We start from the raw sequence: 12361 nt of genomic DNA on the forward strand, positions 1-12361 counted from the left end.
TCGCAACAAGGTGATCGCATGAATCTCCTCAAGGCGACCGGCACCATCGGCGGGCTGACGCTCGCCAGCCGCATCCTCGGCCTCGTCCGTGACAGCCTGTTCGCGCGCTACATCGGCGCAAGCTTCGCCTCGGACGCCTTTCTGGTCGCGTTCCGCCTGCCGAACATGTTTCGCGCGCTGTTCGCCGAAGGCGCGTTCGCATCGGCCTTCATCCCGATGTTCAACCAGAAAGTCGGCAATCCCGAAGGCAAGGGGCTTGAAGACGGCCTCGTCTTTGCAGAGCAAGCGCTGGCGGTGCTGTTGCCGGTGCTGCTGGCAATGACGATGCTGCTGGAAGTGTTCGCCTGGCCGGTGACGCTGTTGCTGTCGGGGCGGTTCAACGGCGTCAGTCCCGATCAGTTCGCCTTCGCGGTCACGCTGTCGCGGCTCACCATTCCCTACCTGATGCTGATCAGCCTCGTCTCGCTGTTCGGTGGCATCCTCAATTCGATGCACAAGTTCTGGGTCAATGCGGCCGCGCCGATCCTGCTCAACCTGACGCTGATCGCCGCGCTGCTGGTCTTCCACCATGCCGATCCGCTGGTCACGGCGCGCAACCAGGCGATCGCGGTGTCGGTCTCGGGCGCGCTGCAACTGTTGTGGCTGGCATGGGCGTGCAAGCGCAATGGCGTGTCGCTGCGGCTGCGCCGCCCCTGCCTCAACCCCGAGGTCAAGCGCCTGCTTGCGCTGATCTGGCCCGCCGCCGCGGGCGCGGGCGCGGTGCAGATCAACCTCGTGATCTCGACCGCGCTGGCCGCCAGCCTGCTCGCGCATGGCTCGGTCACCTACATCTACATGGCCGACCGGCTGAACCAGTTGCCGCTGGGGCTGATCGGCATCGGCCTTGGCACCGTGCTGTTGCCCACGATCTCGCGCCAACTGGGCGCGGGCGAGCATCAGGCCGCGATGGAGACGCAGAACCGCGGGCTGGAGCTGGCGCTGCTGCTCACCCTGCCGGCCACGACTGCGCTGGTGCTGGCGGGCGAACCGATCGCCGCCGCGTTGTTCGGCTATGGCCGCTACACCGCCGAAGACACGCACTTCACCGCGCAGGCGCTGGCCGCGTTCTCGATCGGCCTGCCCAGCTACATTCTGGTCAAGGTGCTGACACCCGGCTTCTATGCGCGGCAGGATACGAAGACGCCGGTGCGCTACGCCACGATGTCGATGGTGGTGAACCTCGTCGGCAATCTCGCGCTGATCGTGCCCTTGCAGCACATGGGCCCCCCGCTGGCGACCGCGATCGCCAGCACGGTCAACGTCGTCATGCTCTACCGCACGCTCACGCAGCGCGGGCACTTCGTCGCCGATGCGCGGCTCAGGCGCCGGGCGCCGCGTCTTGCGCTTGCCGCGATCGCGATGGGCGCGGTGCTGTGGGCGACGCAAGGGTATCTGATGCCCTACGTCCATGGCACGTGGATGATCCGCTTCGCCGCGCTGGCCGTGCTGGTTTTGGCGGGCGGCGTGGTCTATGGCCTCGCCGCGGTCCTGCTCGGGGCCTTCACGCGCGACGATCTCGCGCTTCTCCTGCGCCGCAAGCGCTCCACCCCCACCACGTAAGGCACGTTCCAATGCGTATCGTTTCCGGCATCCAGCCCACCGGCAATCTCCACCTCGGCAACTACTTGGGGGCGATCCGCAACTGGGTGGCGATGCAGGACGAATGGACGGCGCGAGGAGCGACCTGCCTCTATTTTCTCGCCGATCTCCACGCGATCTCGATGCCGCACAAGCCTGCCGAACTCGCGGCCAACACGCGCGAGATGGTGGCGGCGCTGGTCTCCTGCGGGATCGACCCTGACCGCTCGATCCTGTTCAACCAGGCGCAGGTGCCGCAGCATGCTGAACTGCAGTGGCTGCTCAACGGTACGGCGCGGATGGGCTGGCTCAACCGCATGACGCAGTGGAAGGACAAGGCGGGCAAGAACCGCGAAGGCGCTTCCGTCGCGCTGTTCACCTATCCCGTGCTGCAGGCCGCCGACGTCCTGCTCTACAACGCCACCCACGTCCCCGTGGGCGAGGACCAGAAGCAGCACCTCGAACTGGCGCGCGATATCGCGCAGAAGTTCAACAACGACTTCTGCTCCGAAGACGCGCCGCTGTTCACGCAGCCCGATCCGATCATCCCGCCCGAAGCCGCGCGCATCATGAGCTTGCGCGATGGCACCGCCAAGATGAGCAAGTCCGATCCGTCGGACATGAGCCGCATAAACCTGACCGATGATGCCGACGCGATCATGGCCAAGGTGCGCAAGGCCAAGACCGATCCTGAACCGCTGCCGTCGGAAAAGGCGGGGCTGGAAGGCCGGGCTGAAGCGGCCAACCTCGTCGGGATCTATGCCGTGATGGCGGGCACCACGCCTGATGCCGTGCTCGGCGAATTCGGCGGGCAGGGCTTCGGCGCGTTCAAGCCCGCGCTTGGCGAACTGCTGGTGGAAAAGCTCAGCCCCATGGCCGCGCGCTATCGCGAGCTTCGCGAGGATAGCGCCGTGCTCGACGCGATCCTCGCCAAGGGCGCGGAAAAGGCGCGCGCACTGGCGGTACCGACGCTCAACGCTGCCTACGCCGCGCTTGGGCTGGTTCGCTAAGGGGCTTGAATCGTCGATGAATGCTGCACCCCTGCAACAATTGTTGCAGGGGCCATTCAACGCGCATTCAGCACCTCCCGTCTAGGGACACTCCATGCTAGGAATGAGCCGCGCCCGCCGTCAGCCGGGGGACCCGGGCTGCACCTGATGGAGTCGCATTGCATGAAAATGTCTTCCGGCCTTAACCGCTTCACGCTCGTCGCGGCCCCGCTGCTGCTGGCGCTCTCGGCCTGCGCCACGCCGTTCAACGCCAACGTTTCGCGTTACCAGCGCGAACTGCCCGCGCCCGCCGGCCAGACCTTTGCGGTCGTGGCCGAGGACCCGCGCGACGATGGCGGCCTCGAATTCGCCAACTATGCCGCGCTGGTCGCCGCGCAGTTGCAGAAGGTGGGCTACGTCCCCGGCAACGCGCAGACCGCCGACCTGATCGTCCGCTTCGACTATGGCGTCGACAAGGGGCGCGACAAGCTGCGCACCACGGGCTTCTCCGATCCCTACTGGGGTGGCTGGTACGGGCCGGGCTGGGGCGGCTGGGGCCGTCCGGGCTTCTATGGACGGCGCCCTTGGGGCTACGGCTGGTACGATCCGTTCTTCGGTGGCCCCGGCCATCAGGAGGTGGACGTGGTGACCGTCTACACCAGCGGTATCGACATGAAGATCGACCGCCGCGCCGATGGCAAGCGCCTGTTCGAAGGCAAGGCCGAAGCGGCCTCGACCTCCAACCGCCTGCCCTACCTCGTGCCCAATCTGGTCGAGGCGATGTTCACCGACTTCCCTGGCCACAACGGCGAGACGGTGCGCATCAGCGTGGCGCCCGAAAAGAAGAAGTAAGCGCAATCGCCCGGTCCGCCGTTCGTCGGCGGGCCGGTCGCACCCGGCCATTGACCGCGCGCTGCTGCCAAGGCATCGCCGCTCCACACACCGGCAAGGGCAGCGCAGAATGGGTTACACCGCACGAATCCTCCTCCTCGGCTCGGGCGAACTCGGTCGCGAATTCGTGATCTCGGCCAAGCGGCTTGGCTGCCACGTCACCGCGTGCGATTCGTATGACGATGCCCCCGCCATGCAACTGGCCGACGAGCGGCGCGTGTTCTCGATGCTCGACGCGCAAGCGCTGGCCGCCACCATCGCCGAGGTGAAGCCCGACTACATCGTGCCCGAGATCGAGGCGATCCGCACCGAAGTGCTCGCCGATTTCGAAGCGCAGGGCTTCAACGTGGTGCCCTCCTCGCGCGCCACGATCATGACCATGAACCGCGATCGCATCCGCGAGGTCGCCGCCGTCGAACTGGGTCTTCGCACCTCGCGCTACCGCTATGCCGAAAGCCTGGATGAAGTGCGCGAAGGCGTCGCGCATACCGGAGTCCCTTGCGTTATCAAGCCGGTCATGTCTTCGAGCGGCAAGGGACAGAGCACCGTCAAGGACGAAGCGGGTCTTGAAGCCGCATGGGACTATGCCGTTGCCAACATGCGCGGCGACCGCCGCCGCGTGATCGTCGAAGAATTCATCGCCTTCGACTACGAGATCACCCTGCTGACCATACGCCATCGCGGCGGCGTGTCGTTCTGCCCGGCGATCGGCCACCGGCAGGAGCGTGGCGACTACCGGGAATCATGGCAGCCCACGCCGATGAGCGATCAGGCCATTGCCGACGCACAGGCCATGGCAACCAAGGTGGTCGACAACCTTGGCGGCTATGGCCTGTTCGGCGTGGAATTTTTCGTGCGCGGCGAAGAAGTGATCTTCTCCGAACTCTCGCCGCGCCCCCACGATACCGGCATGGTCACGCTGGTCTCGCAGGACCTGACCGAGTTCGACCTCCACGCCCGCGCCATCCTCGGCCTGCCGATCCCCGCGCAGATTGGCTTGCGCGGTCCGAGTGCCTCTGCCGTGGTGCTGGCTGACCGCCATGCTGAGACTTTCCGCGTCGAGGGGCTGGCGGACGCCATGGCCGTCCCCGCCGAAGTCATGGACGTGCGCGTCTTCGCCAAGCCGGTAACGCGCCCCTACCGCCGCATGGCCGTAGCGCTGGCACGCGCCGCCACCAGCGACGAAGCGCGCGAGCTGGCGGCGCAAGCGGCAGGCAAGGTGCGGCTGGTCTACGAGGACTGAAGCCTCATCCCGGCAGCGACGAAAGGCCTCCGGTCGATCCGAACCCACCTTCGCCACGCACGGTCGCGTCCAGTTCGTCCGCCTCAAGCCATGAAGCGCGCGTCACCGGCGCCAGCACCAGTTGCGCCACGCGGTCGCCACGGCGGATCGCGAAGCTGGCGGTGCCCAGGTTGACGAGGATCACCTTCAACTCGCCGCGATAGTCGCTGTCGATCGTGCCGGGTGCGTTGGCGACGGTGACACCGTGCTTGAGCGCGAGGCCCGAGCGCGGGCGGACCTGCACTTCGAAACCGTGCGGGATCGCCATGGCAAGGCCGGTGGCCACGGCATGGCGCGCTCCTGGGGACAGGTCCACCTCTTCGGCGGCGACGACGTCCATGCCCGCCGCACCCTCGGTGGCATAGCCTGGCAGCGGCAGGTCGTCGTTGCCCGGCAGGCGTTTGATGCGGACAGGGACGTTATCGGGCGAGTGCATCGGCAATCCTCTGGGCAAGCGCGGTGGCGACCGCGTCCTTGGGCATTTCAGGCAGGCTGTCCACCCCGGCGGCAGTGACGATATGCACAGCGTTCAGCGCGCCGCCCATCACGTCGCCCGACACGTCGTTGGCGACGATCCAGTCTGCCCCCTTGCGCGCCAGCTTGGCCTGCGCGTGTTCGATCACCTTCTCGGTCTCGGCGGCAAAGCCGACCACCAGCGGCGGGCGATTGGCGACGCGGCACAGCGTGGCGAGGATATCGGGGTTCTCGGTGAGCAGCAGCGGCGGCACCTGGCCCGAGCCGTCCTTCTTGAGCTTCTGCCCGGCGGCGTCGGCCACGCGCCAGTCGGCCACGGCGGCGACCATCACCGCCACGTCGGCAGGGAGTGCGGCCTCGACCGCAGCGGCCATTTCGCGCGCGGTCTCCACGTCGATGCGCGTCACGGCCGCAGGCGTCGGCAGGTTGACCGGCCCCGCGACCAGCGTCACCCGCGCGCCCAGTGCCGCCAGCGCGCCGGCGATGGCAAAGCCCTGCTTTCCGCTCGAACGGTTGGCGATGTAGCGCACCGGGTCGATCGGTTCGTGTGTCGGGCCGGCGGTGACGAGTGCGTGGCGCCCTGTCAGCGGACCGGGCGCGGGCCGCGCATCGCCCAGCGCGGCCTTGATCGCGCTCCAGATCGCTTCGGGTTCGGGCAGGCGACCAGGGCCGAACTCGCCGCAGGCCATCGCGCCTTCATCGGGATCGAGCACGGTCACGCCGCTCGCGCGCAGGGTCGCGACGTTGCGCTGCGTGGCGGCGTGTTGCCACATCCGCACGTTCATCGCGGGCGCGGCCAGCACAGGCTTGTCGGTGGCGAGCAGCAGCGTGGTGGCGAGGCTGTCGGCGATCCCCGCCGCCATCTTCGCCATCAGGTCGGCCGTCGCCGGGCAAACGACGACCAGATCGGCCTGCCGCGACAGCTGGATATGCCCCATCTCGACTTCGTTCTTCAGATCCCACAGCGTGGTGTGCACCGGGTTCTCGCTCAGCGCCGCCAGCGTCATCGCGGTGACGAAGTGGCTGCCGCCCTCGGTCAGCACGCAAGTCACGTGCCCGCCATTCTTGCGGATCAGCCGGACGAGCTCGCAGGACTTGTAGGCGGCGATGCCGCCACCGATGATCAGCAGGATGCGCGGGTTCGCTTTCATGGCCCGGCTTGTGCAATGCGTGGCCGATACGCGCAATCCCTTTGCGTATCCGCGCGGCGCGGCGCAGGATGCGTCCCTATCAAGAGGGGGTAGCCGATGCGTCTTGTCCTGACCGCGCTGATTTTCCTGGCGGGGATGTTCGACCTGTTCATGGCTGTGTCGTTCCTGACCAGCCCGCAGCAAACCGCCGCAGGCTTCGGCCTTGCGCCGCTGGGCGCGGCGGGCCTTTCCACGCTGCGCGCCGATTTCACCGCCTTTTTCGGCGTGGGCGCGTTCTGCATGATGTGGGGCGCATGGCGTCGCAATGCGGACCTGCTGCTGGTGCCGACGCTGCTGTTCGGCACGGCGCTGGCCGGGCGCATCGTCAACCTGGCGCTGGTCGGTCCGTACGATGGCTGGGTCGTGCCCGTCGGCGTCGAGGCGTTCCACGTCGTGCTGCTGTTGTTCGGCTGGCGCAATCTGCCGCACCACCGCATCGCGGAAATCGCGGCCTGAGCAGGTTCGGTCAGCGGGCAAACGCGCGCAGCACCGCGCGTTGCGCGGGCCGCTCGATCCAGCGGTGCGATGCCAGGCCCGCGCCCAGCACCAGAACGAGGTAGCCGGCGAAGAACGCGGGCTGGCGATACAGGACATGCGCTGCGGCGCTGTCCCCCAGCGCCAGAACCAGCACGAGCTGGATCGGGATATGCCAGAGGTAGATGCCATAGGTCGCATCGCCCAGGGTCCGGAACCAGCGCCGCAGCCATGGCGGCGGGGTCACCAGCGCCAGTTCGGCGGCGACGAGCCATGCAAAGGCGAGCGCCACGCCGCCGTTGCTGCCCACCGTGCGGACCAGACCAAGCCGGATCGCCAGAACGGCAAGCGCGGTGCCTGCCAGCAAGACCGCGAGCATGGCGCGGGGCCGGGCCTGCGCCCGCAAGGCTGCGCCGTAGAGCGCCACGCCAGCGAAGAACACCATCCCACCGATCGGCAGCAGCGAGACGACCACGTCGGCCCGCACGAACAGGAACATGCCGCCTGCCAGCAGGGCGGGGGCGAGCAGTGGAGCCTTGCGCAGCGCCGGCAGCGCCAGCCAGAACGCCAGATAGCACGCCACTTCGACCGACAGCGACCATGTCGGCGTGTTGTAATCGTAGTATTCCGGCTGCCACCAGATCTGCATCAGCAGGATCTGGCGCGGCAGCGATATCCAGCCAAATTGCGGATCGACGAAGTCGTGGCCCTGGCGCGCGGCATAGGCTGCCTGCAACGCGCCCGCCGCGACCATCGTGATCAGGTGCAGCGGCCAGAGCCTGGCGATGCGCGCGGGCCAGAACCGCGCGCGCGCTTTCGGATCGGCCAGATAGGCGTGGGCGAGCACGAAGCCCGACAGCGCCCAGAACCCTTGCACGGCCAGCCCACCATGCAGATAGATCGGGGTCAGCACCGCGGCAAACGGCAGCACGGCGGGATCGGGCAGCCGGTTCGGGTCCGGCGACTGCCAGAAGAAGTGCTCGTAGTGGAACAGCACGACGCAGGCTGCGGCAAGGAACCGCGCAAGGTCGAGCAGGACGAAGTGCGGACGCTCGATGTGGCGGGCCGCCTGCTCCGCCACGCTCAGGCCGTGGCCGGCTTGGTCGGCCGCAGGCGCTCTGCCAGTCGCTGCACGCCGCGCTGCGCCGGTCGTTCGAACCAGCGATGCGAGGCAAAGCCGGTCAGGATCGCAAGGCCCACGAAGAAGACGAGGAACGCGGGCTGGCTGGCGATGGCGCGGCTTTTCAGCGTGGCGTCGATCGCCAGCACCAGCATGAGCTGCAAGGGGAAATGCCACAAGTAGATGCCATAGGAGGCATCGCCCAACTGTCGACCGATCTTCAGCACGTCGCGTCGGTCGGCAAGATCGACCGCGAGCATCGCGAACAGCGCGGCGAAGGTGCCCGCCAGCGTCGTCGCATCGAGCGAATGGAACGCGGTCTGTGCATACCACGCCAGCACCACGGTCAGCGCGGCCATCGCCAGCAGCGCGCCCGGCCCCAGCCTTGCCTTGAGCACGACGCCATACGTTGCCACGCCGCCGAAGAAGAAGCCTATGCAGGTGAACACCGGCTCGTTCGGCGCGCCCATGAAGAAGGCGCCGAGCGTGAGCGCCGCCACCGGCAGCGCCAGCAGCACCGGCAGTCGGCGCAAGGCGGGCAGCAGCAGCCAGAACGCGAGATAGGCGAGGATCTCGGTTGAAAGCGACCACGAAGGCCCGTTGAAAGACTGGTTCGTCTGCCAGCCCCAGTAGTGCGCAAGGCCCAGGCTCAGCAGGAAATGCTTCACGTCCTGCTGGTGATAGATGAACGCGGTGCCGTTGATGCCGGTGTAGGCCGCCTGCAACACGGCCACCAGCATCAGCGTCAGCAGGTGCAGCGGCCAGAGCCGGGCGATGCGCGCTGGCCAGAAGCGGCCGATCGCCTGCCGGTCCGCCAGATAGACGTGCGCGAACACGAAGCCCGACACCGCCCAGAAGTACTGCACCGCGACGTGGCCATAATCGAACAGCCAGCGCAACGGATGGTACAGCGGCGTCAGCCGCACGCGATCGACCTGGAAGTCGTAATCGACCGGTGGCACGAAGAAGTGCTGGTAGTGCCAGAACAGCACCGCGCAGGCCGCGACCAGGCGCGACAGGTCGAGCGCGTTGAAGTGGCGCTTATCCAGCCGCAAACCGGGCAGGGGGGCCACACGCGCCACGTCAGCCGATCCAGCCGAACGCGGACCCCGCCGCGACTGCAGCAGCACCGGCGAGGGCGGCAGCAAGATAGCCCAGCATGGGCGCGCCAGCCGATCGGTCCTTGCGATCCCACATCAGCGGCACTTCGGGCAGCGGTGGCGCCTCGGGCGCGCCGCCCTTGGGCGGAAAGCGGTCCTCGATGCGGCGGATCAGGTCGGGCAGGCGCAGCAGCGTCTGCGCATCGGTGCGCAGGCGTTCGGCGATCGCGGCTTCCGGCCCCAGTTCGTCGCGGATCCATTCGCGCACGAAGGGCGCAGCGGTGTCCCACAGGTTGATCGTGGGGTCGAGCTGGGTGGCGATGCCTTCGACCATGACCATGGTCTTCTGCAGCAGCAGCAGGTGCGGCTGGGTCTGCATGTCGAAATCGCGGGTGATCGCGAACAGCCCGTCGAGCATCTGGCCGACCGAAAGTTCGCTCACCGGACGCCCGCGCATCGGCTCGCCCACTGCGCGCAGCGCCGTGGCGAATTCGTCGACCGAATGATAGCTCGGCACGTATTGCGCCTCGAAATGGATCTCTGCCACGCGGCGGTAGTTGCCCGTGGTCAGGCCATAGAGGATCTCGGCCAGCCATTGCCGGGCGCGCCGGTCGATGCGGCCCATGATGCCGAAATCGATCGCCACGATGGTGCCGTCGGCTTCGACGAACAGGTTGCCCTGGTGCATGTCAGCATGGAAGAAGCCGCCGCTGATCGCCTGGCTGAGGAACGCCAGCACCAGCCGCTGCGCCAGTTCCTTGCGATCGTGCCCGGCGGCATCGAGCGCGTCGTTGTCCGAAATCTTGACGCCGTCGATCCAGTCGAGCGTCATCACCCGGCCATTGGTGCGCTCCCAGTCGATACCGGGCACGCGATAGCCGTGGAAGGCATGCATCAGTTCGGACAGTTCCGAAGCCGAGGCTGCCTCGCGCCGCAAGTCCAACTCGCGCACCGTCCAGCGCTTGAAGTTGGCGATGACCAGACGCGGTCGCAGCCGGCTGGCCTCGCCTCCCAGCGCTTCCAGATGCGCGGCGGCCCATTCGTAGGTTTCGATGTCGCGCGCGAACTTCTCGCGCACGCCGGGGCGCAGCACCTTGACCGCAACCTTGCGGCCGTCGGTGGTGGTCGCCCGGTGCACCTGCGCGACCGAAGCCGCGCCCACCGGTACGGGGTCGAATTCGGCATAGAGCGCTTCGAGCGGGCGCTCGAACGTGGTCTCGATCTCGCGCCGGATCAGCGCGAAATCGACCGCCGGCAGGCTGTCCTGAAGCGCCAGCAGGTTGCGCGCCGCTTCCTCGCCGACAAGATCGGGCCGCGTCGCCAGCGTCTGGCCCAGCTTGATCGCGGCGGGGCCGATCGCGCGAAAGGCACCGGCGTAATCGGGCACCACCGGCTGGCGTGCGCCGAAACGCGCGATGCGGCACAGGCGGCGTACTTGCGCGGGGGTGTTGGGGTTCTCCTCCAGCAGGCGCAGTGCGCCATGCCGCGCAACGGTGCGGCCCCAGCCGAGCAGGCGGCGGATGTGCGTGGAAGGACGGGTCATGCGCGCTGGCCGATCAAACCTTCCAGCCCGAATGGATCGCCACCAGCCCGCCCATGATCGGCTCGACCTTGGTGTGGCGGAAGCCTGCCGTCCGGATCATCGCTTCGAAGTCGCGCATCTTGGGGAAGCGGCGGATCGATTCGATCAGGTAGCGATAGGAATCGGCATCGCCCGCGATGGCCTTGCCGATCTGCGGCACCAGCTTGTGCGAATAGAGGTCGTAGGCCTGCGCGAATCCCGGCCATTCGGTGGTCGAGAATTCGAGGCAATAGAAGCGTCCGCCACGCTTCAACACGCGGAAAGCCTCGGCCAGCGCCTTGTCGATGTGGGTCACGTTGCGGATGCCGAACGCGATGGTGTAGGCATCGAAGGCCTTGTCGTCGAAGCTTAGCGTCTCGGCGTTCTGGCACGACCATTCGAGGCCATGAATGCCGCGCTTTTCCGCGCGTTCCATGCCGACATCGAGCATGTCCTGGTTAATGTCCGACACGGTGATTGCTGCGCCCGACGGGGCCATGCGGAACGCGATGTCGCCTGTGCCGCCCGCCATGTCGAGGATCGATTCGTGCGCGCGCGGCTTCACGCGGCGGACGAAGCGATCCTTCCACAGCCGGTGCATCCCGCCCGACATGGCGTCGTTCATCACGTCGTATTTCTTGGCCACGCTGGAAAAGACCGCGCCCACGCGCGCCTGCTTCTCCTCGCTGGGGATTTCTTCGTAGCCGAACGACACGGTATCGGTGGTGGTCATGGCAAGCGCCTTTAGTGGGGAATTGCCCGAACGGCAAAGACTGTTACGGGTTGCGTCACGATGCCCGAACTTCCCGAAGTAGAAACCACCGTGCGGGGCCTTGCCACCGTCCTTGATGGGCAGACCATCGCCCGCGTCGCGGTGAACCGCGCCGATCTGCGGCGCCCGTTTCCCGCCGACCTGGTGCAGGTGCTGACCGGGGCGAAGGTGACCGGGCTTTCGCGCCGCGCTAAGTACGGGCTGATCCATACCGACCGCAATGCAACCATGGTGTTCCATCTCGGCATGTCGGGGCGCTGGCGAATCGATCCCGAGGCCATGGGCAAGCACGATCATCTCGTGCTCGAAACCGGCAATGGCCATCTCCTCGCGCTCAACGATGCGCGCCGGTTCGGTTCGGTGGACCTGGTCGATACCGACAAGCTCGATGCGTTCGCGCCTTTCGCCGCGCTGGGGCCGGAACCGCTGGGCCCGGGGCTCACCCCCGCCCATCTGGCGCGCGCCTTCGAAAACCGGATCGCGGCGGTCAAGCTGCTGCTGCTCGACCAGCGGATCGTGGCGGGCCTTGGCAACATCTACGTGTGCGAGGCGCTCAACCGCGCCGGCATTCACCCGGAGCGTGAAGGCGGCAAAGTGTCGCAGGCTGCGCTCAAACGGCTGGTGCCGCTGATCCGCGACGTGCTCGAGGAATCGATCGCGGCAGGCGGCTCCACCTTGCGCGACTATGCGCGGCCCGACGGCGAACTCGGCTATTTCGCCAAGGACTGGCGCGTTTATGGCCGCGAGGGCGAGGCCTGCCCCTGCGGCGGCACCGTGGAACGCGTGGCGCAGGGCGGACGCTCGACGTTCTTCTGCGCGAAGTGCCAGAAATAGTCTTCGCCGATCCGGCGGCCATAAAAACTGGTTGGTAGCGACCTGTGCTACCGATAG

12 protein-coding genes are annotated in these 12361 nt (G+C 67.3%); 6 read left to right on the forward strand and 6 right to left on the reverse strand.

The window, feature by feature from the left end; genetic code table 11:
• Positions 1-18: 18 nt before the first annotated feature.
• From murJ to purT, 4 genes are all read left to right on the forward strand, one after another.
• Positions 19-1599, forward strand: a complete 1581-nt coding sequence (murJ, locus tag K3A84_RS05430; protein WP_225008313.1) for a murein biosynthesis integral membrane protein MurJ — start codon at positions 19-21, stop codon at positions 1597-1599.
• Positions 1600-1610: 11 nt separating this feature from the next.
• A complete protein-coding gene (gene trpS / locus K3A84_RS05435) occupies positions 1611-2627 on the forward strand; it encodes a tryptophan--tRNA ligase (RefSeq protein ID WP_225008314.1) in 1017 nt (338 codons plus the stop codon).
• 162 nt (positions 2628-2789) lie between these two features.
• On the forward strand, positions 2790-3458 hold the full coding sequence (locus K3A84_RS05440) for a DUF4136 domain-containing protein (protein WP_225008315.1): 669 nt from the start codon (positions 2790-2792) through the stop codon (positions 3456-3458).
• A gap of 109 nt (positions 3459-3567) precedes the next feature.
• A complete protein-coding gene (gene purT, locus K3A84_RS05445; protein WP_225008316.1) occupies positions 3568-4740 on the forward strand; it encodes a formate-dependent phosphoribosylglycinamide formyltransferase in 1173 nt (390 codons plus the stop codon).
• A gap of 4 nt (positions 4741-4744) precedes the next feature.
• Here purT and dut read toward each other — a convergent pair whose 3' ends face one another.
• Positions 4745-5215: a dUTP diphosphatase gene (dut, locus tag K3A84_RS05450; protein ID WP_225008317.1), complete on the reverse strand. Its 471-nt coding sequence runs from the start codon at positions 5213-5215 to the stop codon at positions 4745-4747.
• On the reverse strand, positions 5199-6404 hold the full coding sequence (gene coaBC / locus K3A84_RS05455; protein ID WP_225008318.1) for a bifunctional phosphopantothenoylcysteine decarboxylase/phosphopantothenate--cysteine ligase CoaBC: 1206 nt from the start codon (positions 6402-6404) through the stop codon (positions 5199-5201). The genes dut and coaBC overlap by 17 nt, the downstream gene beginning before the upstream one ends.
• Before the next feature lie 96 nt (positions 6405-6500).
• Here coaBC and K3A84_RS05460 point away from each other — a divergent pair, with 96 nt between their 5' ends.
• The gene (locus tag K3A84_RS05460; RefSeq protein ID WP_225008319.1) at positions 6501-6899 is read left to right on the forward strand and encodes a hypothetical protein; all 399 of its coding nucleotides are present in this window, start codon (positions 6501-6503) and stop codon (positions 6897-6899) included.
• A 10-nt stretch (positions 6900-6909) separates the two neighbouring features.
• On the opposite strand, the gene K3A84_RS05465 is transcribed toward K3A84_RS05460, so the two are convergent.
• The 4 genes from K3A84_RS05465 to K3A84_RS05480 are packed head-to-tail and all read right to left on the reverse strand — an operon-like array spanning position 6910 to position 11431.
• A complete protein-coding gene (locus K3A84_RS05465; RefSeq protein WP_225008320.1) occupies positions 6910-7998 on the reverse strand; it encodes an acyltransferase family protein in 1089 nt (362 codons plus the stop codon).
• 2 nt (positions 7999-8000) lie between these two features.
• Positions 8001-9119: an acyltransferase family protein gene (locus K3A84_RS05470; protein WP_225008321.1), complete on the reverse strand. Its 1119-nt coding sequence runs from the start codon at positions 9117-9119 to the stop codon at positions 8001-8003.
• Between the two features lies 1 nt (position 9120).
• Positions 9121-10680 carry a 2-polyprenylphenol 6-hydroxylase gene (gene ubiB / locus K3A84_RS05475; RefSeq protein WP_225008322.1) on the reverse strand — a complete coding sequence of 520 codons (1560 nt, stop codon included), beginning with the start codon at positions 10678-10680 and terminating at the stop codon, positions 9121-9123.
• Positions 10681-10693: 13 nt separating this feature from the next.
• Positions 10694-11431, reverse strand: a complete 738-nt coding sequence (locus tag K3A84_RS05480) for a class I SAM-dependent methyltransferase (protein ID WP_225008323.1) — start codon at positions 11429-11431, stop codon at positions 10694-10696.
• Between the two features lie 60 nt (positions 11432-11491).
• On the opposite strand from K3A84_RS05480, the gene mutM reads away from it, so the two are divergent.
• Positions 11492-12304 (forward strand): bifunctional DNA-formamidopyrimidine glycosylase/DNA-(apurinic or apyrimidinic site) lyase, encoded by an 813-nt coding sequence (gene mutM / locus K3A84_RS05485; RefSeq protein WP_225008324.1) that lies wholly within the window; start codon positions 11492-11494, stop codon positions 12302-12304.
• The last annotated feature ends 57 nt before the right edge of the window (positions 12305-12361 follow it).

Origin of the sequence: Novosphingobium percolationis, from assembly GCF_020179425.1 — a bacterium.
Classification (GTDB): domain Bacteria; phylum Pseudomonadota; class Alphaproteobacteria; order Sphingomonadales; family Sphingomonadaceae; genus Novosphingobium; species Novosphingobium percolationis.

Excerpts from the sequence above, each read along its gene's own strand:
- murJ (WP_225008313.1), top strand. The coding sequence starts at position 19 with ATGAATCTCCTCAAGGCGACCGGCACCATCGGCGGGCTGACGCTCGCC.
- trpS (WP_225008314.1), top strand. The coding sequence starts at position 1,611 with ATGCGTATCGTTTCCGGCATCCAGCCCACCGGCAATCTCCACCTCGGC.
- K3A84_RS05440 (WP_225008315.1), top strand. The coding sequence starts at position 2,790 with ATGAAAATGTCTTCCGGCCTTAACCGCTTCACGCTCGTCGCGGCCCCG.
- purT (WP_225008316.1), top strand. The coding sequence starts at position 3,568 with ATGGGTTACACCGCACGAATCCTCCTCCTCGGCTCGGGCGAACTCGGT.
- dut (WP_225008317.1), bottom strand. The coding sequence starts at position 5,215 with ATGCACTCGCCCGATAACGTCCCTGTCCGCATCAAACGCCTGCCGGGC.
- coaBC (WP_225008318.1), bottom strand. The coding sequence starts at position 6,404 with ATGAAAGCGAACCCGCGCATCCTGCTGATCATCGGTGGCGGCATCGCC.
- K3A84_RS05460 (WP_225008319.1), top strand. The coding sequence starts at position 6,501 with ATGCGTCTTGTCCTGACCGCGCTGATTTTCCTGGCGGGGATGTTCGAC.
- ubiB (WP_225008322.1), bottom strand. The coding sequence starts at position 10,680 with ATGACCCGTCCTTCCACGCACATCCGCCGCCTGCTCGGCTGGGGCCGC.
- K3A84_RS05480 (WP_225008323.1), bottom strand. The coding sequence starts at position 11,431 with ATGACCACCACCGATACCGTGTCGTTCGGCTACGAAGAAATCCCCAGC.
- mutM (WP_225008324.1), top strand. The coding sequence starts at position 11,492 with ATGCCCGAACTTCCCGAAGTAGAAACCACCGTGCGGGGCCTTGCCACC.